This window comes from Pseudoalteromonas luteoviolacea NCIMB 1944 (assembly GCF_001625565.1).
Classification (GTDB): Bacteria; Pseudomonadota; Gammaproteobacteria; order Enterobacterales; family Alteromonadaceae; genus Pseudoalteromonas; species Pseudoalteromonas luteoviolacea_F.
In genome coordinates this window covers 48,957-73,477 of the sequence record NZ_AUXS01000025.1, presented here as the reverse complement: position 1 = coordinate 73,477, position 24,521 = coordinate 48,957, and the positions used below count along the sequence as shown (strand labels likewise).

Genomic DNA, 24,521 nt, shown 5'->3' with positions numbered 1-24,521 from the left:
GTGAAATGAGCTAGTTTAACAGCCGCTAAGGCTGTCACCTCTAAAACCAACACAGCGTCAATAAACATGGATTGCGGGGCAAGCCCACAATGACGGGTATTGACCGTGGCAGCATTCCCCTCCCTCGTCACCCTGAACTTGTTTCAGGGTCCATAGTGCAAGAGACAACGACTGCAAATCCAGTAAGCACGGTTCTTTTGCGCAAGGTGAATTAAGTGCAAAGTATTAATGACAGTGAGCGCAGCGAGTTCATTTACTTTGCGCAAGGTGAAATGAGCTAGTTTACCAGCCGCTTAATACGTCACCACTAAAACCAATGCTGGGACAATCACGTTTTGAACGAGTCAACTTTCTCTTTTAAGCTGCTTGTATACTCACCCAGCGCATTACTTGCTTCAGCATTCAATTGCGCATTTTTAGCGATTTCGATAATACTATTGTTAAATTCGTTGATGTTGGTGCTAATTTCAGAGATCACCGATGTTTGCTCTTCCGTGGCTGTTGAGACTTGCACATTCATATCAATGATTTCATTTACTGCGTTATTGATTTCCGCCATATACTTGGCAGATTCATTCGCTTTTTCGACGCTTGACGTCGCACTAGATTGCGCATTTTCCATCGCGCCGACTGCGTTTTGTGCCATCGACTGCAACTTCGAGATCATTTCTTTAATTGATTCAGTCGCTTTTTGTGTATTGTGCGCCAACTGCCTAACCTCATCAGCAACAACCGCGAAACCACGACCGGACTCACCAGCTCGAGCGGCCTCAATCGCGGCATTTAAAGCTAATAAATTAGTCTGCTCTGCCACACCTTGAATCATCAATACAACTTGGTTAATTTCATTACTTTGGGTGTTCAATGCCTGTATTTGCTCTGTGTTATCAGCCACTAATTGCGCCAAACGCTCAATCGATTGAATATTATCCGTAATTGTACGAGTCCCCTGCTCAGCAAGTTCGCCTGATGTTTCCGCTTTGTGGGCCGTATTTTGAGCATTGTTTGCAACTTCTTGAATTGCCGCACTCATTTGCGTCACCGCAGTCGCTATCATGGCCGTCTGTTGCTCTTGATCCTGAGAAGTATTGGCCATGGAAGAACTGATTGTCGTCAGGTTGTTAGATGTTGAAGTGAGCTCGCAAATCATCTCCATTAAATTTTCGACTAGATTGTGCAAGCAATTGACCATTTTATTAAAATCATTGCCAATCTCACTTAACTCATCTTCACCTGAGACTTGCACACGCTGGGTTAAATCCGCATTTTGTGCAATGATTTTAATTGTCTTGCGTAACCCTTTTAATGGTCTGTGTATGGAGCCGTATATCAACCAACTTACACTCAGCATAGCCACAACAACAACCACCGACGCGATAATCATTCCAACTCTCGTGGCATCCGCCTCCGCATGGCTAACTTTGATCAATTGGCTAGCTTCATCTAACTGAAGCACCATTAATTCATTGTAGCCCTCACTGAGTGGATCAAACGTATCGTAAAGGTCTTTAACAAATTGGCTGTAAGGTACAGAGTCAAATTTATCTTGCGATATCAGTGATTTATACTCCTCAATGAGCAGGTTAACTTCCCGCTCAGACTGCTTTATTTGCTGAACAATCGCTTGCTCTTGGCTGGTCAAATTACCACTTAAGTATATTTGCCATTCTTCAATCGCAATTGACTTTGCTTCCTCAATACTCCTGAGCGCCTGACTGGACGTGAGTTGTTCACCTCTTAATTTATGGAAGGTATCAACGATAACAACCGCGTAATTGTCCGAAACAACTTTAATTTCTTTTAATGGCAGCACCCTACCTGAGTACATTTTATCCATGTTCGTGACAAGATGAGATATCGTGGTTAGCGTAATGATTGTCGCCACAACAAACAAAATGGCAGGCAAGCCAGACAGCGATAATAACCGACTTTGTACAGAGAAATTATTCAACATCAAATTTTCCTTAAGCTGAGCCTAAGCACCTTCAAGATTAGTATTGACTAACATGACGAAATTACAATGTAAAAACTTGACGAATGTTATATTTCATATACGCAGTCTGACGATCTCTTGGCAGTCAATTGTGACTTTGGCTACTAAAAACATCAGGGCTATACTAACGGTGATTTATATCATTTATATGTATGGCAGCAGTACTTGATATTGAACAGTTAAATGAGCCTGAGGGCTTTAAATGAATTGATAAATTGACTGCAAAGCTAACGGGGTAACAAAGGGGGTTTGTCTGCGCAAAGATCTCGCCAGTGCTCAATGTCATACTGGCGATTCAAGTATTTATCAAGAAAACACTACAAGTACTGGTCCGTCAATAACGTGTAAGTGCCTAGCAGAACAAGATACCATAGCGCTACGCCAATAAAGATAAATACGTAATTGATAAGCGTAAAGCTTGAATTAGCACTACCGCTAGGGTCGTTGTTCGCCTTGTTAACCAACATTTGTGCCTTAAAACAACAGAAACTGGTAATAACCAGAGTTAAATACCACGCCAGCTCAATGTACAGCGCCACTTGCCCAGTGCCAGACTTAGTGTTAATCATGCCGCCGACAATAGTCACAATGACAAACGCAGTTGCGTAGTGGATGATTCGAATCGGCTTTTCCCCATTTTCCTGTTCATACTTCACCTCAATAAATGAAAATAAAGAATGGGTAAAAAATATTGAAAATATTGCTCTTGGCACTGGCCAGATATCTTCGCCAGTGCTTTTCTTGTATTCGCTCCAATGTTTGTAAAACCAATACAGTGCATAAATGCCTAGCGTCATTAAGCTAAGAGTCCAAAACTTTTTCGCAGACACAATATAGAACTGCATCTGCGCAGGCTCATCGGTATTTAATCTAGGTAATACTTCTTCTGACATTACTTCCTCGACGTGAATGAAACTATACATGGTTAAAAAAAAGACGAAATCCTGACATACAGTTGCCTTATTTGCAATACTAAAGTCCCGCTCTGGCACGCTGATTAAGTTAAAAACAAACAAAAGGCTGAGTGTGACGGGCTGCAAAAATTATGCTCAAATTAAGAAGCTCAGTCCCATATTTCTAGATATCAGGATACAAACATGCCGTTTACTCTATGCAAACGGCATTGTGCGATTTACCTGAATTTACAAAGCAATATATATTTAAGCAGTTCGCTTACTCAGTGCTTCTGTTGTGCTTCTCCATTACAAAAGTGACCACGCTCATGTTAGTCACAAGCAATGATCAGAGCATTTGGAACCGCAGCCCGCAAAGCTATTTTGCTCAATCCTACTTCAGCGTTACCAACAAGCGATATCTTAAATGGAGACATGGTCTGCGATAATTTAGCATCAAGGCTTTCGAAGCAACTTAAAGGCAGAGCAATCTGCTGCCAATTTGTAGTTAGCCTGCTCAATGTTTCGTCTGGAATTTTAATTTGCGAACTGCACTGGGTTTCTTCCTGACAATTCACGCCAACAGAGGTGTGAGAAAGCGAGCCTGATTTCAATGAGATATCAAAGGTGAGGTACGCATTCGAATTTACATATGCACTGAGATCTTCAGGGAAACCATGCTTACTGAGTAATTGAATTCCCGCAATATCTGAGTTGCTAAATGACAATTGAATGCTGTCTTCCTGTACAAAGCGATCAATCGTTCTGTATTCAACCCCATTCAACTGCTCGCTATTCGATTTAACAGGTTTTTTCTTATTACTTTCAGTTAAATATAGTGCCCAAGGTTTTTTGGGCTGACCGTCATATAAAAACTCTACTTCATTAACACTGGCGCTAACGTCAAACAACTCACTCAGATTATCTTGTAAAGTATCAATTTTTTCGTAATTCAGCCCATAACCATATTCAAACAACGGTTTTTGTCCATCAAAACGGTTCACATGTTGCGTTGGTGAGTTAGGCCAAGAAAATGAAAGTCTGCCTGAAAAGTCATATCGGACACTATCGTTTATATCTCTTAACAGCACATCGGCAACACCACCCCCTTCAGAACCAGGCAGCCAAAGCGCCACAAAAGCATCACTGGCATTTAACTCTGCATTTACCCACATAGGGCGACCACTTATGAAGAGTGATACTACAGGTATACCTTGGGCCTTCAAGGACTTTATTAGCTGCAAGTCTTTGTTAGTGCCATATTGATATGCCAAATGAGGTCGGTCTCCTTGCCCTTCTGCATAGGGTTCCTCTCCAAACACAACAATCGCGACATCTGGCTTGTTGCTCTTTTCAAAAGAACCATCAACACTCAAGGTAATTTCACCACCAGCTTTCAACACCTGTTGTTTAATCCCTTCATAAATTGAAGTACCTCCAGGAAAGTCTGTATTTGCGTTATTCGTCCCTTGCCACGTAATAGTCCACCCACCTGACTGTTTTCCGATGTTATCAGCACCATCTCCGCTGATTAAAATATTTTGTTTGGCAGATAGCGGTAAAATCCCTGCCTTATTTTTGAGCATGACCATTGATTTTCTTACGGCTTCTCTGGCTAACGCTCTGTGTTGCTGATTACCCATTATTTTGCTCTCGCCAGCATAAAGTCGCTGTGCAGGGCTTGGTTTATTGAACAACCCTGCGCGTAATTTCACTCGAAGAATTCGACTTACCGCATCATTTACTCTGCTCAGCGGTATCGTGCCGTCCTTGACTTGGCTGACAGTGTTATAAAATAAAGGCTTCCAGCTTTGAGTTGGGGCCATAAACATATCCAAGCCAGCATTGATCGCTTGTGGACAGTTATCATTGCTACACCCTTGGATCTGGCCGTGACCATTCCAATCACCTACCACAAAACCATCAAAGCCCATTCGGTCTTTTAATACAGTAGTCAGCAAATATTTATTGCCATGGATTTTATCACCATGCCAACTATTAAAGGATGCCATTACCGACTGAGACCCAGCTTTTAAGCCGCCCACGTAACCTTGTGCATGAATTTTAAACAGAGTTTCTTCGCTAACAACATTGTTCCCCTGATCATCTCCTTTTAGTGTGCCACCATCACCGACAAAGTGCTTGACCGTACTGATCACATGTTGCTCTTTAAATACGGAATTAGAGAGCCCATCACCTTGTAGCCCTTTCACAATGGCATAAGCATAATCACCGACTATTTCAGGGTCCTCTGAGTATCCTTCGTAGGTCCTCCCCCACCTGTCATCTCGCACAGTGGCGACCGTTGGCGCAAAAATCCAGTCAATGCCAGTTACCAGTACTTCTTTGGCGGTGGCCTGAGCAATTCTTTCAATCAATTTAGGGTCATTTGCTGCACCCAATCCAATGTTATGTGGGAACAAGGTCGCACCAATCACATTGTTGTGACCATGAACCGCATCTGTGCCCCACATAGTCGGGATTGACGAACCATCTAAAGACGCATCGATAGATGCTTGATACATAGACTCCGCCAAGGCAACCCAATCAGCCACAGAAGCGTGTTTATCACCATTTGGAAAAGCCCCACCACCATTTAAATAAGAGCCGAAGCCATATTTACGCATGTCTTCAACTGTAATATCGCGTATTTCAGGTTGGATCATTTGCGCTACTTTTTGCTCAATTGTCATATCGGCAAGAAGCTTGGCAACACGCGATTCAACATCTTTGGAGGCAGCGACCTCAGAGGTAATATTTGGCCAAATTGATGGGTCTTTTGCTATTTCTGCTTCTGTTTCAAGATTTTTGGATTGACCACATGCACTAAGCAAACTCGCCATACAAATATATAGTAGCGTTGTTCCTTTTAAGTTGTTCATTGCGCAGTCTCCTTTACTGATTTTTTATGACATCCCCAAAGACCAAAATAAGTAATGAAGATATAGCACGTTGCGGGTAGGAAGAATGAACCATTAAGGCCAATATTGTCAGCAAGTACCCCTTGTAAAATTGGGATGATCGCACCGCCTACAATCGCTAAACATAATAAACCTGAGCCACGACCTGCATCTTTACCTAAACCTGAAATTGCCAAACTGAAAATCGTAGGAAACATAATAGAATTGAATAAACCAACCGCTAACATTGCCCACATAGCAAGTGCACCGGTTTGATTCACTGCAAATATAATGAGGCCCATTGAAACAACGCCATTAAAAGCCAGTACCTTTCCACCTGAAACTTTTTGCATCACTGCTGCACCAATGAAGCGCCCTATCATCGCGCCGCCCCAGTAATACGCGATCAGCTTGGCTGCTTGTGCTTCATTTAAGCCGGCAATGCTAGGTTGATGTAAAAAGCTCACCAGAAAACTACCAATAGAAACCTCAGCGCCCACATATAAGAAGATACCTATTGCACCAAGAATCAAATGCGGATGATCTGTTAGCGGCCTTGTACTTGTTGATGATTCATCTTTTGACTCAACGAGTTTCGGTAACTTCAGCGCAGAGAAGACAATGGCCAATACCCCCAAGGCAGCCGCGAGCAATAGATATGGTACTTGTACGGCTTCGGCACCACTCGACACAGTATCTTGCCCTGATGAGAACAAAAGGTAAGCACCAAAAAATGGTGCAATTGTAGTACCCAGAGAATTAAACGCCTGTGTGAGTGTGAGCCTAGATGGTGCCGTTTCTGGCTTACCAAGTGCGCTTACATACGGGTTAGCAGACACTTGTAAGATTGTGATCCCACAAGCCAATACAAACAGAGCAAGTAGAAATACTTCGTATAACCCAATAATCGCCGCTGGCACAAACATCACGCAGCCCAAAGCAGCAATAAATAAGCCAAATACAATGCCTTTTTGAAAGCCAATTTTACTGACCAGATTTCCCGCTGGGATAGACACAATAAAATACGCGCCAAAAAAGCAAAACTGAACCAGCATTGCTTGCGTGTAACTTAGTTGAAACGCACCTTTGAGGTACGGAATTAAAATATCGTTCAAGCAGGTAATAAAGCCCCACATGAAAAATAAACTTGTGAGCGCACAGAGTGCAAAACCAATGTTTTTAGGATAGTCAGAAGATTGGTCCACTTGCGCAGCTTTTGAAGCAAACTCGGTTGCCATAATTAAAAACTCCAACCAACACCGAGTTAATGCAACAGCGTGTGTTGCAAACTCGGCGCTTTAAAATTACAAAGAAATAAGAGAGTGATTAGATTTACTGAAAGCTATATCTCACACCTAGGGTATACCTTGGGCCATATTGCCTAGCAAATAAGAACTGTCGTTCGAATCGCCCAAAACCTTGCTCAGTTTCGTCATTGAGGTTTATGCCCTCAAAAAAGACCGTCCAGCGCTCGTCAATGTCATAGTTTACACTGGCATCTAACTGCGCGTACGCCTTCGCAAACTGTGGTGGATTGTCAGCAGAGCCTTGATCTTGACCAACCCCAATCAAGTACTCATCACGCCAAGCGTATGTCACTTTGATAGACAGCCCGTCTTTTTCATAAAAGACTTGCGCGTTTGCCGAGTCACTTAATCCCGTTAGCGGTGTTTGTTGATCTAGGCTGTTTACGTCAAATTCTACGTCGCCATCGACAAACGTTGCGTTTATTCCGATGCCAAAACCGCTCTCGCCAAGCACATGCTGAAATGCCACTTCAAAGCCATCTACCTTTTTAGTGTCTGTCGCATTAAATGGCCTAGTTATTTTCCAAAGTAATAGCGGATCGCCATCAACGGGCTCTATGTATCCTTGCGAATTAAGTGTCGCGCCATTTGCTTGCATTTGCAGAAAAATGGCGTCACTTGTTGCTTGCTCACCACGCGCTTCAATATCAGCTACCGCCTGAACCCACCTCGGGCCTTGATAAATATCATTAAATCCTTCAATGGTCGTTTCGCTAACCTGACTTCCGATGAAGTTCTTTACCGATTTTTTGAAGTACCCAATCGCTGCATAGCTACTTTCATCGTAATAGTACTCGAAGCTTAAATCTAAATTTGTAGACTCAAATGGCTCTAAATTTGTATTGCCTTCACTACCGTTACGAGATCCAATTTTTGGGCTGCCAGAAAGCACTCTACCACCAGATAAATCACCAAGCGGCGCACGCGTGATTGTTTTGCCCCAAGATACGCGGCCAACTAGCTCATCGGTGAAATCTACTTTGACGTCAATCATGGGCAGTAGCACATCGTGTTGCCCTTCAGAAGTGTATTGGCTATTGTCCTCAGGGAGGTATTGTGTATGCCATTCACTGCCGCCTAACCACCAAACTGATACTGGAAGTGGTTGTGCATCAACACTGGTGACGTCTGTTTCTTCGTATCGAATGCCCAGATTCAAATAAACTGGCAATGACGCGACCTCAAATTCCCAAGCGCTCTGAACATAAAAGCTCACTGTCTCTTCTTGAACAGAGCTTTGAGAAAAGGTGCCTAAATCGTGATACGCAGTTGTGGCAAAGTAGTCGTCACCACCGAGTACTTCATTTGTCAGGAATGCTTCGGAGCGCGCTACCACTTCGTCAAAGTCAAAGGTGTAGTAGTAATTCGGGTTCAGATTTGCGCCGCCACTTGCAAATGCATCCAAAAACCCATTGGTATTGTTTCTGACAAACATGCTATCTGGAAACATTTGTGGCCAAGCCGGATTAAATAAAAACCCGCCAATTAAACCACTCCATGCATTTGATCCGCCCATGGTTTGGTCCGTCATAGCAACACCAAACTTGACATCGTTCAATGGAATATCAAAACGATCATTCTCCCATGTCGCGTCTATTTGCAGCTGCTGAACTTCAGCCTTACCAGGGGAGTGAACAAACTGGCTAAAGTGTGAGTCAATTTCACTTTCAAGCAATGTTGTAGACCCATTTAGCCAATGTATTTGCGCATGTGGGATATCACCTGTGCGGTAGTCATAAGTTTTGGTTCTTAGTTGGTCTGATCCCAACACCAAAGATCCTTCACTGCCAATGCCCTTATCGATACCATTGTCAGTTTCACTCGAAGAATCGTGATAGTCTAAAGAAACGTGCCACACGTCATTGATATGCCAATCGATATTAATACCTGCTGATTTTTCAATGACTTCTGTTGTTGAACGCGATGCAGTGAAAGAGCCATCATTACCACTAATATCGGCAAAAACAGCAGTTCCATTTTCATCTAGCTCATACGCATTGATATTGCCACCATATTCATTCCACATGCCCCAACCTATACCATTTTTACCTGTTACGGCTTTGGTATGGGTGTAGTCGACAGAGAATACTAAGTCATCAGACGGCGCATATTGAAACACAATGTGACCATTGGTTCTGTCCCGTTCTAAATCTTCAATGCCATAGTTCATGTCACGAGGAAAAAAGTAATCTCCTACTCTGTTTCCTTCACTGTCCAGCGGTCTAGGATCGATCACATTACTGTCATCAATATTGCTGGGTAAATCAACATTGGCCTGCCACCCCTGAATATGCGCCTGTTGCTTTTGAAAATCTCTTTCATGGTGCGTAAGCGAGAATGACACCCCAAATGCATCGTCAATAAAAGTGTTTGAATAAAGTGCTGACAGCTCTGGGGTGATATCATCATTTTCGACGTTTGACGAATCATGCATAGCCTTAGCTGAAAAGGTATAACGCTCCCCGGGGCTTGCCAGTGGCTTTCTTGTCACGATGTTAACGGTTGCCCCTAAGCCGCCGCTTGGATTTTCAGCACGTGCAGTTTTAAATACCTCCAAGGCCATCACACCATCAGCAGACAAATTCTCTAGGTTATAAGATCTTGAATTACCTGTGCCAGGCATTTGCCGGCCATTTAACGTAATTAAGTTAAAATCGGGGCCAAACCCCCTAACCGTAATTTGAGAGCCTTCGCCATTACTCCTGCTCACCGCAACACCGGTGATGCGCTGTAAAGACTCAGCTAAGTTGGTATCTGGGAATTTCCCCATTTCCTCAGCTGAAATCGCATCAACGACCCCTGATGCGTTTCTTTTGAGATTCATAGCACGGGTCAAACTCCCTTTGATCCCACGGATTTCGATCACTTCTATTTCTGAATTTTGTTCTTCTGCTGTTAAATTGGTTGCTGGTTGCTCGTTGGCATACACTTTTCCTGATAGAGCTAAAGCGACACACAAAGCCACGCGCGAAGATACAAATTGAACTTGTTTCATAACTAACCTACATAAATTCTATGTTCTGGGGGAAGATTATTCCCCCTTGCATTTGCCGCGTTACGGCACTGTGATTGCTGCGTTATCAACTCTATAAACCGCACCTTCGCCTGTGCCCCAAGCAGGAAACACCATCACAACATTGATGTTTGATAAATCTAAGCCTGCGTCAGCCAATGACTGTAAAGAGTAGGTATAGGTTTGCCACTGCCCAGTAACTGGAGCTTGCGCTTCGAGGCTCGCACTCAAGTCGAGTTCTACCGCGGTTTGAGCATCGAGTGACTCAATCTTGAACTTCCAAGTACTACTGGCATCATTGGGGGCATTGAGCACTTTCATATCAAAGCGAACAACCCCTTGTGAAAGTAAGGAACTGGCATCAAAATGTGCGCCTTCATTTGCCAAAAACCCCATCACTGTTGGCTCAGCACCGATTGAAAACTCAGCAGTCACACCATGCTCTGCATCATCTTGTTGCTCTGTCGGCGTAGACCCTCCACAACAATCCCAGACTGGCCAACTGCTGTTTTGTCCATCTTTAAAAAGCGTTAGAGACTGTGGCTGAGGTACTGAACTTTGATTGTAGATGAGCACATTATCCAACCTAAATACTGCGCCTTCGCCGGTGCCCCAAGCAGGAAAAACCATCACGACATCAATCGCCGTCACATCTAACCCCGCAGAAACTAGGCTTTGTAAAGAGTATGTATAGGTTTGCCATTGACCGACTACAGGGGCTTTGCCTTCTTGGCTAGCCGTCAAGTCCAGCTCTACCGCCGTGGTCGTATCCATAGATTCAATCTTGAATTTCCATACAGACTCAGCATTTGTTGGAGCACTCACCACTTTCATCTCGAATTGAATGACACCCGATTGTAAAAATGCGCTACTGTCGAGATACACACCATCATCCGCAAATAGACCAACAACAGTGGGCTCGGCACCAATTGTATATTCAGCAGTCATACCATGTTGTGCATCGTCATTGACAAGTGTGGGTGTCGTACCACCACAACAGTCCCATAGTGACCACTGTGATAACACATCATCTTGAAACAGCACATGTCCTTCGAATGTTGGCGCATCCATTGGTTGATAGAATTTCAAATTATCGACGCGATAAAGTGCGCCCTCACCCGTACCCCAGGCAGGGAAAATCATCACAACGTCAATGGCACTCACATCCAGCCCTGCACTGGCTAAATCAGAGAGCTTAAATGTATAGGTTTGCCACTGACCTGTAACAGGCGCTAACCCCTCGATACTACTGGTAAGATCAAGCTCTGCTGCCGTTGCGGCATTATTACTTTCTATTTTTAACTTCCAAACAGATTCAGCATTCGCTGGCGCATTGACCACTTTCATTTCAAATTGCAGCATGCCATCGGCAAACATAGACGATGCGTCATATGGCGCTGGTGAAACACCTTCTTCAACGATATTGTCAGCACGTGATATAAAGCCCAACACCGTTGGTTCACTGCCCACAGAGAATTCAGCAACATTACCATGCTGGGCATCGTCTTCAACGATTTCTGGTGTTGTACCTCCGCAGCAATCCCATAACGGCCAAGCAGGGTTAACTGTGTCTTCGAATACAACAAATGATTGTGGTGCGGAAACGCTGTCACCAGCAATGCGCATATTGGTAATTTGATATACTGCGCCCTCACCGCTGCCCCAAGTTGGGAATATCATCACAGCATCGATAGCATTGAGACTAAGACCGCCATTTACCAACGCTTGCAAAGGAAATGTATAAGTTTGCCACTGTCCAAGCGCTGGGGCTTGACCTTCAATGCTGGTGGTCAACGCCACTTCTACAGCCGATGATGCATCGACGCTTTCAACTTTTAAAAGCCAAGAGGTATCGGCGGCATTTGGCAAGCTCACCACCTTCATCTCAAAGCTCAGCGTGCCACTATTTAGAAGCGGGCTCGCATCAAAAGGCGTGGCTGCGCCCGCTTCGTCGGTAATAAACTCTTCACGAGAAATAAACCCATTCACGGTTGGGCTATCGCCAACCATAAACTCATAAGCTGCACCTTTTTCAGCGTCATCGACTAAAGCAGGTGTCGAGCCGCCACAGCAATCCCAAGCTGGCCAATTCGGATTTGGCGTACCAGTAAAGATATCTAGATTCTGGGCTATGCCGGAAGAAGGAGGAATGGGCGTGGGCGCTTTACCTTCAACTAATGCGTCATCTAAGCTATCGAATCCACCTCGAACCGTATCGCAGCCTTTACCTGTTTCTTGATTAATTTGGCATTGATACACGCGTACATAATCGATTTCAAAATGCTGCCCACTGGCAAAAGCAGACGCATCAACCCCCAGTTCATTGACACTTTCAGGCCAGTTTCCGCCGACCGCAAAATTAAGCAACATATGGAATTGTTGGTCATAAGGCGCGTTATCCCAGTGTGTTTCTAATTCACCAGAGTCCTGTCCAAAATACTCTGTGAACCAACCTCGGTAAATTAACCCGAGGGCATTGCCACTGCTGTCGTAAAGTGCCTGAGAGCGCCTTTGTGTTTGGTAGAGGTAACCATCTACATACCAGCGGATCTCACCTTCTTGCCATTCTATCGCATAGGTATGAAAATCATCTGCTGGGTTCATGTCATTTGGCAATAAATATTCTTTACCGCTCGATTCATTATCAGGCCAGTCTTTACCATAATGCAAAGTACCATAAACATGACGCTCTAGTGTGCCATCTTCTCTTTTTGCTTTTAGGTTGACCGACTCAACCACATCAATTTCACCAGATTTTGGCCATCCGCCGTATGTTTCATCGGTTGGTAGCAGCCAAAATGCTGGCCAACTTCCCTGGCCAGATGGTAATTTTGCCCGAACTTCAAAACGTCCATACTTGAAATCTGCTTTGTTTTTAGAACTTAATCTCGCTGATGTGTAGGGTTTTGGCTCCCCATCTGCCGCCGGTAAAGCAACAATATGCAAAACGCCATCTTCAATATAAGAATTCTCACTGCTGGCTGTGTAGCACTGTTGCTCATTATTACCGCCACCATCACAATTGACTTCATGCAGCCATTTGTTGGCATCAATGGTGTCTGCATCGAACTCATCACTCCATACGAGTTGCCAATCAGATACGGGAACTTCTGGTGATATTTGGCTGGTATCAGTGTTCGTTTCAGCGCCCCCGCCACACCCTTGCAGTGTCGCACTCAGCAGGCAAACGCCAAACACTTGGTTTACTGTTGGTTTCATTTCATCACTTCCACATTTGCTCACAGTGCATATGTGATATTTTCTGATATTGAAAACATCACACTGTGAACCTTGGCACATTTATCGTTGTCATTTGGCCAAATGCATTTATTTTAAATGCAAATTAAATATGTAAATTTGGCAGTTAAAATATTGATAGAAAGATAATATTGTGACAATCGAAATGCGCTATCGCGGTGCAATTTTGCGTCAATGCTGGTGCAGCTGCACCTAGCACGACAAGACGAAACAATTACACGATGAAATGTGAGGTATGAGGGCTATAAAAATGCATCTCCCACACGAGATTTCAACAATAACTTCAATGTATCACTATAATTTCGACTCACTTTGAGTCGGATATCTCCCCCTAAATCCAACATCGATTCATTGTTCTTTAGTGTGGTAAAACTTTTAACAAAATTCACATTTACTAAGGTAGATTTATGGATACGTGCAAACGTGCCACTATCTAGCTCTTCACTGAGTCGCTTGAGTGTGATCCTCACAACATAATTTTCCTTTCCTGTGTGAATGCACATGTAATCTCCCGCAGCATCAACCCACATAATATCGTCTACGCACAAAAACACTTGCTCGTTGTCATGATTCTTAATCAGTAATTCATGTCTTGGTTTTGTCGGAAAAGGCGCACTTTCTTTATCGAGCCAGTCTTGCAGCTGTGAGATACTCAAACCCGACGACTCACCTAGTGCTTTTAAAAGCTTGGCTTTTTCTTCACTCTTTTGCGTACGTGTAGATTCATTAAGTGAGTCACGAATTCTGTCTACTGTTTTTTTAAGCCTGCCAAGATTCACAGGCTTCATGAGGTAATCCAACGCATTGAGTTCAAACGCTTCAATCGCATAGTCGCTATACGCACTGACAAACACAACCAGTGGCATAGTATCTGATTGCAACCCTTGAACAACTTCAAGGCCGCTTAGACCCGGCAGCCTTAAGTCGATAAACAATACATCTGGCTGATGCTCATAACACAGCCGAATTGCATCATCGCCGTCAAACCCTTCTCCCACAATCTGAATATCAGATATGTTTTCAAGTCGCAGCCTTAACCCCTCTATTGCCAAGGGTTCATCATCAACCAGTACAGCTGTAATCATATTATTTCCAAGTCTTATTTTGTTATCACAAAGGGAATAACCAATGTGACGCGTGTTTTTGTATTGCCACTCTCAACATTGAGTTCACATGGCGTGCTAAAAAAGGTTTCTAGGCGCTCTTTGGTGTTACTTAAGCCGATCCCAAACCCTTTTTCATTGGGTTTGTCTGATCCCCCCCCTTCGTTTTCAACCAAGATCATTAACTGTTTATCTTGCTTGGTAACCCGAATATCGATTACGTTTCGTTGTTTTCTCGCTTCAACACCGTATTTAATCGCATTCTCTACTATGGGCTGCAAAACTAAAGGAGGGATTTTGGCCTGCCTTGCCTTGTCGTTTATGTCAAAATTTACCTTGAGGCGTTCGCCAAACCTTACTTTCTCAATACTCAAATACAAATCAAGCAGCTCAATCTCTTTGCCGATGTGACTGGCATCAGATGTGTCGTGCTGGAGCGAAGCACGGAAGAAATCGCAGAGTTTGTCTAACATCTCTTGCGCCATATCATTCTCTTTTTTCATGATCAAAGTGGAAATGGCATTCATGGTATTAAACATAAAGTGGGGATTTAACTGATACCTCAGCATTTGTAGCTGTGCGTCTTTGGCCGCTGTTTGAGCTCTAAGCAACATTTCATGTTCTTTTTGCAAACGCGCGTTATACAGCATAATAAAGAATATCGCTGTCCACACAAACATGGTCGAAACCGAAAATAAGAACCAGCCGCCAAACTCAAGCATATTAAGCTCTTGATACCATACTTGGTTATACACAATGGTTTTGTATGAAGCCAACTTAATGATATTAAAAACTAAACCTAAAACCGCTGCGCTGACAAAGCTCATTATTAAAGTGCGCTTGAGCGGCCAGTGCACAATACGCCTAATGATTGACCACTGTACAAATGACAGAGTAAAACCAAAACCCACCTCAACAGCCAAATTCAGCATTTGTCCTTTTAAATTAAAGTCGTTGTCATCAAATTGAGGATGAATAATCGAGATAAAAACAACCACGGTATAACCAAGCCAACCAAGGATCTGTAACGACCAAAACTGGTGACTTTGTTTTGAAAAAGCTTGTAGAGAAATTGTCAGTTCTGACTGGGTTGGCGCATTCATTATTGTTGTACGGTATAAACTTATCCTAATTCAGTATAAGCGCACATTACGGAGGAACCCAAATCAGCAACAATTATTATTGAGCGCGCTCACATTTATTCCTTTAATATGGATACTTACTTATAGGTCACTGAATTTATTATTGTTTAAAAAAATAATTGAAAAGTATATTTACTGAATAGAACAAACAAAAACGCCCTCGGCCAAATTGACCGAGGGCGTTAAAAGCAGCTAGTATTTTTTTAAAATTAAGCAGATTGCTTACGCTGCGCTTCTTTTTGCGCTTGCTTTTGCTCTTTGCGCTGACGAAGTGCTTCTTGCGCTTCGTGACCGATATGGCCTTCACCGCGCTCTTTCGCTAGTTCCATTTGCTTTTGACGCTCTGCAAATCGTGCTTTTTGCTCTTCAGTTACGTTGTCATAGCAGTGATGGCAAGAAACACCTTCCATATACTGCTCTAATTGCATTTCTTCTTCAGTAATAGGCATGCGACACGCGTGGCACTGTTCGTATGAACCTTTGTTTAGGTCGTGATCAACCGCTACACGGTTATCAAATACAAAACACTCACCTTCCCACATGGTTTCTTCTTTTGGTACGTCTTCCAAATACTTAAGAATACCGCCTTCTAAGTGATAAACCTCTTCAAAACCCTGCTCTTTCATGTAAGCAGTTGATTTTTCGCAGCGGATACCACCTGTACAGAACATCGCTACTTTTTTATTCTTTGCTGGATCTAGGTTTTTTTCAGCCCATTCAGGGAACTCGCGGAAAGTTTTTGTCTTTGGGTCTACCGCGTTTTTAAACGTACCGATTTCAATTTCGTAATCGTTACGTGTATCAACCAGAACGACTTCTGGATCAGAGATCAATGCATTCCAATCTTCAGGCTTAACATATGTGCCGACCACTTTTTTCGGGTCGATACCTTGTACACCCATGGTCACGATCTCTTTTTTCAACTTAACTTTAGTGCGGTAGAATGGACATGTTTCGTCGAAAGATTCTTTGTAAACAATGTTGTCTAAACCCGGTTGTTTGTCTAGCCATGCTAGTAATGCATCGATGCCTTCACGCTGTGCAGCAACGGTACCGTTGATGCCTTCTTCTGCAAGAAGAAGCGTACCACGCACTTCATTTTCTTCCATTACTTGCAATAAAGGTTGACGGATCTGCTCAAAATTAGGCAATGAAACGAACTTATACATTGCACAAACAACATAAGGTTTAGTCATAATAATTCTCTTTTATAAGCTTTAAAACAACCTACACTTAAACACGACGCGTAGGCACAAACCGAATCGTAAATCCGGCGCTGAGGCGTGTATTTTACGGATTTATGAAACAAATGCAAAACACACACAATCAAGTGCTGAGTTTTTGTTCCAAGTGACTAAAACGAAAGCAAAAACATTTTTAACCCTATATTTATGTAGTGCCTTTGTCTGGCACTTTGCTATAATGGCGCGTTTTTTAGAATAATGATTGGAGAAAGTAACTTTGAGATTTTCCGAACTCGGCCTTGACCTACGCTTTGAGAAGCAATTACAACATCAAGGAATTAATGAGCCAACAGAGATCCAAGCGCATGCTATCCCTACCGCACTTGCAGGCCACGATGTTTTTGCCCAGTCAAAAACCGGTTCAGGAAAAACCTTGGCGTTTTTATTACCTGCTGTTCAGCGCGTAATGAAACAAAAAGCGCTGAGTAAACGCGACCCTCGCGTACTCATTGTTGCCCCTACCCGAGAGCTTGCTAACCAAGTATTTTCACAGTGCCGTTTGTTAATCGCAGGTACTGCGATGACTGCAACAAAGGTATTAGGTGGTGAGAACTTTAACGACCAAGTAAAAGCGCTGCGAAAAAACCCGCACTTTGTGATTGGCACACCAGGTCGTATTACTGATCACTTGGAACAGCAATCACTGCACTTAGCAGGCCTTGAACTATTAATTTTTGATGAAGCCGACCGTATGCTTGATTTGGGCTTTGATAAGCAGCTTAATGCTATCAATAGCCAAGCTGACCACCGTCTTCGTCAAACCATGCTATTCTCTGCTACTTTAGAGCACGCTCAAGTAGAAATAACAGCCAAAGCCCTTTTAAAATCACCGAAAAAGATTTTACTAAGCGGCAGTAACGAAAAGCACGGCGATATTCAACAAGCATTGTACTTTGCTGATCACCTAGATCACAAAGAAGCGCTGCTAAAACACTTTGTTCAACAAGACGAAGTGGGTCAATGTATTATCTTCACAGCTACCCGCCAAGATACAACGCGTTTAAGTGAATTGTTAAACGAAATGGGGATCAAGGCCATTGGTCTTGCAGGTGATTTAGCACAAAACAAACGTTTAGATATCATGGATGCCTTTAGCCGCGGTATTTATAAAGTGCTGGTCACTACAGATGTCGCGTCACGTGGTCTTGACTTGTTAAACGTCACTCACGTGATCAACTTTGACCTACCTAAGCAAGCTGAAGAATATGTTCACCGCATCGGGCGTACAGGCCGAGCGGGCTTCAAAGGCACAGCGGCATCTCTAGTTGGTCCAAAAGATTGGAAGAGCTATCAGGCAATTGCACAATACCTGAAAGAAAAGCTCACCTTCCACACAATTGAGGGCTTAGAAGGTAAGTTTAAGGGCTTTAAAGAAAAGCCTAAGAAGCCTACTTATAAAGGTAAAAAACCACAAAAAACTGCAAAAGCAGAACAAAAGCGCAAGTTTACGAAAAAGCCTAAAGCGCCGAAAAAGCCAATTGCAGCACCAATTGATGTGGATGGTCACGCACCACTTCGCAGAAAACCAAAGCCAACCGAGGAATAAGCCATGCTTGGTACTAAACAATTTTTAATGATTGAAGAGATCTGTGCAGAAGGCGCATACCTCGACGGTAAAGAACTTGGCGATGTATTTTTACCACTGGATGAAAAGCCAGAATACCTAGAAGAAGGCGACAACGTAGAAGTTTTTATCTATTCAGATAACCAAGGGCACGCGTGTGCTACAACCAAAGACCCTATTGCACAGGTTGGTGAATTTGCGCTACTTCGCGTGAAGCAAATCAATAAAGTGGGTGCATTTATGGACTTGGGTATCGCCAAAGATGTGCTTGCACCATATAACGAGCAAAAGCCTAAAATGCGCGAAGGCTACAGCTATCTCGTAAAGTTGTACCTAGACAATGCGAGCAAACGTTTATGTGCTTCTAGTAACCTAAATAAGTTCGTCAACAAAACACCTGCTCAGTACGATAAGTTTCAGGAAGTTGACTTAATCGTCGCTGCTAAAACAGATCTGGGCTACAAAGTAGTAATAAACGAAACCCACTTTGGCATGGTGTTTTTTGATACTGTATTTAAGCGCATGTATATCGGCCAACGTATGAAGGGCTTTATCAAGCAAGTACGTGAGGGCGACAAAATTGATGTTTTACTAGAAAAACCGGGGATTGAGAAAATCTCAGGTCTTGGTGAACAAATTCTTGCCAAACTCGAAGAAAATAACGGTTTTCTACCGCTAGGTGATAAGTCAGACCCTCAACTTATCAAACAAGCTTTCTCAACCAGCAAAGCCAACTTTAAAAAAGCCATCGGTGGCTTGTTCAAGCAAGGCAAAATAGATATCGAAGCGAATTCTATTTCACTTCGAAAATAAATCCTGTTAGGTGATTTGGCCTACGTGACCAAATCACCTTTTCAATTAAAGAAGTGTCACAAGTACGTCACTGTACACGTTTATATGTGTTTGGTAATAATATGCTTCAGATGCAGTCCCATCTTGACGATAAAGCGGTATTTTCTTTCTGCTGGCCTCTCCCACCACTTCAACTTTTTTGTTGATAAAAAACACTTCTGGTCTTTGACCATATTTTTTAGTCATTTTGGCAACGGCATACCAGCTAAGCACAAGCGTCACATTACGCCTGTCTCGATAATCCGGTTGGGTATTTAAATACACGACATCGCCTCTTTTTGCGCCTGCCTTGATTTCAAATTGAAAAACGCCACGTACTGAATTGGGTGCACTGGCTTCTGTATCTGCGATCAAGTCCATTGTCTCGTTCAAGTCATATACACTTGGCGAGGTACAAGAATCCAAAAAAACAACTAGTAATATTATGGGTACTTTCACTTTCAACTCCTTTTGTTCCGCACTCTCCTTGTAGATACAAAATATATTAACTGCCTTGAATGGAGTAATTATTTGCTTTTTGTAACAGTTCTATTTCTCAGTACTGAAGAGGCAAGTCGATAATAATCAGAGCAATAAAGCGAATAAATACTGAGGAAGAATCGTCGATTAATATCTAGTCAGAGACAAAAAATAAAGTGAAAGTTTTGAACAACATTTAATAAGAAATGAACAAACTGTACCTAACAAAGGCCGTTTAAGCTAATTCGCTTAAACGGCCTTTACTATGCTAGATAAGTTTCGAGTTCTGATGCTTTAACTACAGAGCAAAATCTTCGATATAATGTGCTGCTATTTCATCAACAAATTGAATTGGCAACGCACCGACTAGGTTGGTAAGTACAACGATTGAAACGCCATCATTTGGGTAGTGGATCATGGTGACGGCATTACCACCGCTTGCACTCACCGCTGGATGGCTTTCTCTGTCTATTACCTGCCAACCAATTGCATAGCCATTTTCCAAGTTGCTAAAGCCTTGTGTTTTACCATTGTTGAGCGTAACTGGAGACCACAATGCATCCAAGTCATTTATCAGCGTTTTTGATTGTAAAGCTATCATGTACTGGGCTAGCTCGGTCGCTGTTGAATTCATCCCTGCAGATGTTCTCAACATATATGAAAACCTACCGTAAATATTGATAAAACGCTTTTCTTCTTTGTCATACAAATACTGTCTGGCTTGATTTTTTATAACGGATGTCATGTATTCAAAACCTGCACTGGCTGTAAGCTGCATGCCAACCGGTTTTAATTGATTATCGGTTATAAATTTAATGAAATTACCATCTACGTATTTATCGATAATTTTACCCACAATAACATAACCAGTCTGGTTGTAATCAAAGCGGGTATTTGTTTTCGATACCATAGGAAGCGTTTGAACCTTTTCCCAAGCTGCTTTGGGGTTTCCTCTTACAATCAAATCAATATAGTAACCACTTAAAATTTTTGGCAGCCCTGAAGTATGCGCCATAAGGTGTTTGATTTTTATGTTATGCCAAGCTTTTGGAAGCTCAGGCAGGTGTTTGCCTATCCCATCATCAAGCGTTAGTACGCCCTTTTCTACCAACTGCATTAAAGCTACGCCAGTAAACGCTTTCGTCATAGAGTTGATTGAAAAAACAGTATGATTTTTTACTGCAATGTCATCTTGCTGGTTCGCTATACCATAACCTTTGGCTTTAACTATTTTTTTATCCTTAACGACTGCCAATTGCAAACCAGGAATAAAGCGCTTTTGCATAGTGGTTGTTATAAGTTTGTCCACTTCGTCTGCAATCGAAAGAAATGAAGTAAACATACACATTGCCGCAGCCAAAGAGCATGCGATATACCGCCGTTGTCCTAAACTTGTATTCATAATTTTCTTTTTATAGTTTGTTGTTATTAATGCTATTTACTGATTTAAAAGGCATACCCTTAATCAGTTAAACACCTATATATTAAAGCAAAAGAAAAACGAGCGATAATATTAAATTGTAAGATTTAGAACAATACACAAGAAAGAGGAGAGCACTGGTGTGACATTAGTCGTGTGAGATTAGCTATTAAACCATTGGACAGAGGTTACCCACTGCCATTAACATAACCGCACCTAATTGGTGTCTTTTTCAATATCAACAGAGTGCTTTGTGCACGCTATATAGCTTCTGCTGTGTTCATAAGCGAGCACAAACACTGTCAACATGAACCTGTCTTAAAAGTGACCTAAGCAAAGCCACTGTTACTTTTCTAAACCTTCTATTTCCTTCCAAATAGACTCAGCTTCGGCAGTCAACATAGCGTATCCTCTGATATCTCCATTTCTTTGGGCATACATAGCTTGCTCGAGTTTTGCATCATGTGCTTTTCTGAGCTTTTTGACTGGGTTGGCCTTAAAAATTCCAAACATACGTTCACCTTTATTCAAGCATTTTAAACAGTAAACGAGCTGTGTGATATTTTAGATCAACCCTATTTTAAAAAATTTACGAGCGTTTTCGCGATTATGCGGTTTCTGACCAGACAGCAAATTCATTGCCACTTGGTTCGGTGAAATGGAAACGGCACCCGCCTGGAAACTCAAAGATGGGAAGCACAATTTCTCCCCCATTTTCGGTGACCTTGCTAAGCGTGTTTTGAATATCTTTGCTATAGAATACTAGGAGAGCCCCACCATTGCTCACTTGGCATGACATATCAGCTTGATAAAAACCGCCATCCAAACCTTGATTTGAAAAAGCCGTATATTCAGGCCCATAATCGACAAATTCCCAGCCAAATACCTGGCTGAAAAATAGCTTTGTCGATTGCAAGTCCTTCGCAGCAAATTCAACATAATTGAGTTTTTCATGTTGGTTCATAACCCCCCCCTTTCTAGGTTTATTATTCATTGTTATCCACCCTTATATTTTGGGTATTTTAAGTATGCTATCAACGATACCCTGTGATGTGCAAACCCAACTATCTCTTCCATTTTCTTAAGTTAGTGGTCAATCTGCACTTTCCACCATTTAGGCTTTTTAGAAACATAGGAGTGGGAACTTGGTCTAAGCTCTTTTCGATTTGGCGCGTCAAAAGTACCAAGCACCAACGCAACGATTGGCTCATCGTCAATGGCCCCCAACGTACTACCGCATTCATTGCAGAAGCTGCGTGAAGAATACTCTGAAGAGCGCCATAACTTTGGCTCTCCTCCCGGTCCATCCCAGGTGACGTGTTGGCTGTCAAATTCGACCCACACCTGACTAAGAGAACCACTGTGACGCTGACACATGGTACATGAGCACGTATGCGGGTTGAGAGGCTTTCCTGCCGCCGTAAATCGGATGTGACCACACAAGCACCCTCCTTTAAACTCTTTTGCCATATAACTATTCCTTGTGCTTTTTAATTTATACTTTTGAGCTCATATAAAATCACACAAGTATCATAGTTTCAATTGGTTAAGTAAAATAACAAGTTTTTTCGAAGGTGGAAATAAGCTCTGTGAAGAGCAAGCACACTTTATACTTGCTCTAATAAATATCGAAGAATGTTAGTTCGCAGAATCAACCGTTAATACGAGGTCGTCTAATAGAATAGATAGATTGCTTTGGTTTTTAAAATGCAAAAACTTAAGATCTACATGCTTTATTGCTCTGCTGCTATCCAATGGTAAGTCTACTTCAAATGACGTTACTGAATTGCCTACATTGCTCAATGTCACACGCTCGTGCGCAAATGGATATTGCTCGCTTTCATGGTATGTTACATGCGCTTCTGCAATCACTGACTCGGTGTCATACCCAGTAATCATTTGAAGTTTACCGTTAAAGCGTAAGCTATTTAGATAAGTATTTTCTGCAAATTGATAAGCATGATTAAAAGGGCTGTAAACATCAAAATCCGTAAAGTTAATCAAAGCACTTTGCTCACCGCTAATCGGCGTATCCGTCGTTAGATATGCTGTACTACTACTGTTGGTAGGAAATCTAAACAAGTTTTCATTTTCAAAGTTACCGTGCTCTATCAAGTTGCTATGCTCTTTAGGCACAACATAAAGTGCGAGATTATCAAGTAACACCGTTAGGTCTTGTTGATTCTGTGTGTATAAAAACTTTAAGTCTACATGCTTTATTTTTCTATTTTTATCGAGCGGCACCTTGACGGTAAACTGATTTACAGCATCCCCATTTCCAGAAATCGTCACTCGACGATGAGTCAGCGGATATTGGCCATTTCGATGGTAAGTTACATGAGCTTCGGCAATAAGTGACTCTGTCTCGAAGCCTTCAATCATCTTTAATAAACCATTAAACTGCAGACTTTCTAACTGCGTATTTTCGGCAAATTGATAGCTGTAATAAAACGGGCTATATACACTGAAGTTGGTAAAGTTAACTTCTAGGCTTTGTTGTCCTACAATCGGGTTTTCTCTTGTTATTTGCGATGTACCTTCGCTCGTCCTTGGAAATCTAAACCTATTCTCAGTTTCAAAGTCACCATGAGGTATTAAATTTTCTTTCTATGCTGGCACCACATAAAGTGCAAGGTTATCGAGTGACACGGTTAAATCTTGCTGATTTTGAACATATAAAAACTTCAAATCTACATGTTTTACTGTTCGAGATTCATCAAGTGGTACGTATACATTGAAAGTAGAAACATCATTGTCATTGCCTGAAATAACGACGCGTTCATGGGTGAACGGATAATGACCATTACTATGATAAGTCACATGTGCCTCGGCAATAAGTGACTCCGTTTCATAACCAGAAACCATTTGAACAAGTCCATTAAAACTCAAACTTTCCAGTCGTGTATTTTCCGGAAATTTATACGAGTAATTAAACGGGCTATATACACTGAAGTTGGTAAAGTTTACTTGCACACTTTGACGCCCTGAGATAGCAGACTGGTCATTTAGGTTGGCAACCCCTTCACTATTTGACGGAAATTTAAACCGATTTTCAGTTTCAAAATCGCCATGAGGTATTAGATTTTGTGCAGTATTATATAGGCTAGACGGGTTTTTAGTAGACTGGGAGTCTACCATCGACGACAGGCTGACAGCAGCCATTAGGCATATCATAGGTTTAACTAAGTTCATAGGTAGCGCCCTTAATTGATTGAATCAGATTGTAACCCTATAAGGCACGCGGTTAATATTTAGATTTAATTACACAAACAAAAAACCAACATAAAGATCAATTTCTTGACATAAAGTGCCACCTAACAATCGTTAAACCATTTCTGGGCGATAAACTGACGCAAAATAGTTAGTGCGCACC

At 42.3% G+C, this 24,521-nt stretch carries 18 protein-coding genes; 2 read left to right on the top strand and 16 right to left on the bottom strand.

Annotated elements, in window-relative coordinates:
* Positions 1–328: 328 nt before the first annotated feature.
* The 9 genes from N483_RS09390 to N483_RS09350 all read right to left on the bottom strand — a co-directional run bounded on the left by N483_RS09390 (position 329) and on the right by N483_RS09350 (position 16,805).
* Positions 329–1,954, bottom strand: coding sequence for a methyl-accepting chemotaxis protein (locus N483_RS09390; protein WP_023400024.1), 1,626 nt, complete (start codon positions 1,952–1,954; stop codon positions 329–331).
* Positions 1,955–2,310: 356 nt separating this feature from the next.
* The gene (locus N483_RS09385; RefSeq protein WP_023400023.1) at positions 2,311–2,886 is read right to left on the bottom strand and encodes a hypothetical protein; all 576 of its coding nucleotides are present in this window, start codon (positions 2,884–2,886) and stop codon (positions 2,311–2,313) included.
* Between the two features lie 332 nt (positions 2,887–3,218).
* Positions 3,219–5,768 (bottom strand): glycoside hydrolase family 3 protein, encoded by a 2,550-nt coding sequence (locus N483_RS09380; protein WP_023400022.1) that lies wholly within the window; start codon positions 5,766–5,768, stop codon positions 3,219–3,221.
* A complete protein-coding gene (locus tag N483_RS09375; protein WP_023400021.1) occupies positions 5,765–7,024 on the bottom strand; it encodes a sugar MFS transporter in 1,260 nt (419 codons plus the stop codon). Before N483_RS09375 ends, N483_RS09380 begins: the two co-directional genes overlap by 4 nt.
* A gap of 94 nt (positions 7,025–7,118) precedes the next feature.
* Entirely contained in the window at positions 7,119–10,088 is a 2,970-nt protein-coding gene (locus N483_RS09370) for a TonB-dependent receptor (protein WP_023400020.1), read from the bottom strand.
* A gap of 60 nt (positions 10,089–10,148) precedes the next feature.
* Positions 10,149–13,325, bottom strand: a complete 3,177-nt coding sequence (locus tag N483_RS09365) for a glycoside hydrolase family 16 protein (RefSeq protein ID WP_023400019.1) — start codon at positions 13,323–13,325, stop codon at positions 10,149–10,151.
* Between the two features lie 281 nt (positions 13,326–13,606).
* The gene (locus N483_RS09360; protein WP_023400018.1) at positions 13,607–14,449 is read right to left on the bottom strand and encodes a LytR/AlgR family response regulator transcription factor; all 843 of its coding nucleotides are present in this window, start codon (positions 14,447–14,449) and stop codon (positions 13,607–13,609) included.
* Between the two features lie 14 nt (positions 14,450–14,463).
* Positions 14,464–15,570 carry a sensor histidine kinase gene (locus tag N483_RS09355; RefSeq protein WP_023400017.1) on the bottom strand — a complete coding sequence of 369 codons (1,107 nt, stop codon included), beginning with the start codon at positions 15,568–15,570 and terminating at the stop codon, positions 14,464–14,466.
* A 248-nt stretch (positions 15,571–15,818) separates the two neighbouring features.
* Entirely contained in the window at positions 15,819–16,805 is a 987-nt protein-coding gene (locus N483_RS09350) for a rhodanese-related sulfurtransferase (RefSeq protein WP_023400016.1), read from the bottom strand.
* A gap of 265 nt (positions 16,806–17,070) precedes the next feature.
* Between N483_RS09350 and N483_RS09345 the strand changes: the two genes are divergently transcribed.
* Both N483_RS09345 and N483_RS09340 read left to right on the top strand, forming a co-directional pair.
* Entirely contained in the window at positions 17,071–18,399 is a 1,329-nt protein-coding gene (locus N483_RS09345) for a DEAD/DEAH box helicase (RefSeq protein WP_023400015.1), read from the top strand.
* Positions 18,400–18,402: 3 nt separating this feature from the next.
* A complete protein-coding gene (locus N483_RS09340) occupies positions 18,403–19,230 on the top strand; it encodes a S1 RNA-binding domain-containing protein (RefSeq protein WP_023400014.1) in 828 nt (275 codons plus the stop codon).
* A 45-nt stretch (positions 19,231–19,275) separates the two neighbouring features.
* On the opposite strand, the gene N483_RS09335 is transcribed toward N483_RS09340, so the two are convergent.
* The 7 genes from N483_RS09335 to N483_RS09310 all read right to left on the bottom strand — a co-directional run bounded on the left by N483_RS09335 (position 19,276) and on the right by N483_RS09310 (position 24,340).
* On the bottom strand, positions 19,276–19,707 hold the full coding sequence (locus N483_RS09335; protein WP_023400013.1) for a hypothetical protein: 432 nt from the start codon (positions 19,705–19,707) through the stop codon (positions 19,276–19,278).
* A gap of 319 nt (positions 19,708–20,026) precedes the next feature.
* Positions 20,027–21,130 carry a serine hydrolase domain-containing protein gene (locus N483_RS09330; RefSeq protein WP_023400012.1) on the bottom strand — a complete coding sequence of 368 codons (1,104 nt, stop codon included), beginning with the start codon at positions 21,128–21,130 and terminating at the stop codon, positions 20,027–20,029.
* A 363-nt stretch (positions 21,131–21,493) separates the two neighbouring features.
* Positions 21,494–21,661 carry a DUF6435 family protein gene (locus N483_RS26935; protein ID WP_023400011.1) on the bottom strand — a complete coding sequence of 56 codons (168 nt, stop codon included), beginning with the start codon at positions 21,659–21,661 and terminating at the stop codon, positions 21,494–21,496.
* A 94-nt stretch (positions 21,662–21,755) separates the two neighbouring features.
* Positions 21,756–22,112, bottom strand: a complete 357-nt coding sequence (locus N483_RS09325; protein ID WP_036976553.1) for a VOC family protein — start codon at positions 22,110–22,112, stop codon at positions 21,756–21,758.
* A gap of 122 nt (positions 22,113–22,234) precedes the next feature.
* Positions 22,235–22,618, bottom strand: a complete 384-nt coding sequence (locus N483_RS09320) for a GFA family protein (RefSeq protein WP_023400009.1) — start codon at positions 22,616–22,618, stop codon at positions 22,235–22,237.
* Positions 22,619–22,786: 168 nt separating this feature from the next.
* On the bottom strand, positions 22,787–23,530 hold the full coding sequence (locus N483_RS09315) for a hypothetical protein (RefSeq protein ID WP_023400008.1): 744 nt from the start codon (positions 23,528–23,530) through the stop codon (positions 22,787–22,789).
* A gap of 225 nt (positions 23,531–23,755) precedes the next feature.
* Positions 23,756–24,340 carry a hypothetical protein gene (locus tag N483_RS09310; protein ID WP_023400007.1) on the bottom strand — a complete coding sequence of 195 codons (585 nt, stop codon included), beginning with the start codon at positions 24,338–24,340 and terminating at the stop codon, positions 23,756–23,758.
* Between the last annotated feature and the right edge of the window lie 181 nt (positions 24,341–24,521).

Excerpts from the sequence above, each read along its gene's own strand:
- N483_RS09390 (WP_023400024.1), bottom strand. The coding sequence starts at position 1,954 with ATGTTGAATAATTTCTCTGTACAAAGTCGGTTATTATCGCTGTCTGGC.
- N483_RS09385 (WP_023400023.1), bottom strand. The coding sequence starts at position 2,886 with ATGTCAGAAGAAGTATTACCTAGATTAAATACCGATGAGCCTGCGCAG.
- N483_RS09380 (WP_023400022.1), bottom strand. The coding sequence starts at position 5,768 with ATGAACAACTTAAAAGGAACAACGCTACTATATATTTGTATGGCGAGT.
- N483_RS09375 (WP_023400021.1), bottom strand. The coding sequence starts at position 7,024 with ATGGCAACCGAGTTTGCTTCAAAAGCTGCGCAAGTGGACCAATCTTCT.
- N483_RS09370 (WP_023400020.1), bottom strand. The coding sequence starts at position 10,088 with ATGAAACAAGTTCAATTTGTATCTTCGCGCGTGGCTTTGTGTGTCGCT.
- N483_RS09365 (WP_023400019.1), bottom strand. The coding sequence starts at position 13,325 with ATGAAACCAACAGTAAACCAAGTGTTTGGCGTTTGCCTGCTGAGTGCG.
- N483_RS09360 (WP_023400018.1), bottom strand. The coding sequence starts at position 14,449 with ATGATTACAGCTGTACTGGTTGATGATGAACCCTTGGCAATAGAGGGG.
- N483_RS09355 (WP_023400017.1), bottom strand. The coding sequence starts at position 15,570 with ATGAATGCGCCAACCCAGTCAGAACTGACAATTTCTCTACAAGCTTTT.
- N483_RS09350 (WP_023400016.1), bottom strand. The coding sequence starts at position 16,805 with ATGACTAAACCTTATGTTGTTTGTGCAATGTATAAGTTCGTTTCATTG.
- N483_RS09340 (WP_023400014.1), top strand. The coding sequence starts at position 18,403 with ATGCTTGGTACTAAACAATTTTTAATGATTGAAGAGATCTGTGCAGAA.
- N483_RS09330 (WP_023400012.1), bottom strand. The coding sequence starts at position 21,130 with ATGAATACAAGTTTAGGACAACGGCGGTATATCGCATGCTCTTTGGCT.
- N483_RS26935 (WP_023400011.1), bottom strand. The coding sequence starts at position 21,661 with ATGTTTGGAATTTTTAAGGCCAACCCAGTCAAAAAGCTCAGAAAAGCA.
- N483_RS09325 (WP_036976553.1), bottom strand. The coding sequence starts at position 22,112 with ATGAACCAACATGAAAAACTCAATTATGTTGAATTTGCTGCGAAGGAC.
- N483_RS09320 (WP_023400009.1), bottom strand. The coding sequence starts at position 22,618 with ATGGCAAAAGAGTTTAAAGGAGGGTGCTTGTGTGGTCACATCCGATTT.
- N483_RS09315 (WP_023400008.1), bottom strand. The coding sequence starts at position 23,530 with ATGATTGAAGGCTTCGAGACAGAGTCACTTATTGCCGAAGCTCATGTA.
- N483_RS09310 (WP_023400007.1), bottom strand. The coding sequence starts at position 24,340 with ATGAACTTAGTTAAACCTATGATATGCCTAATGGCTGCTGTCAGCCTG.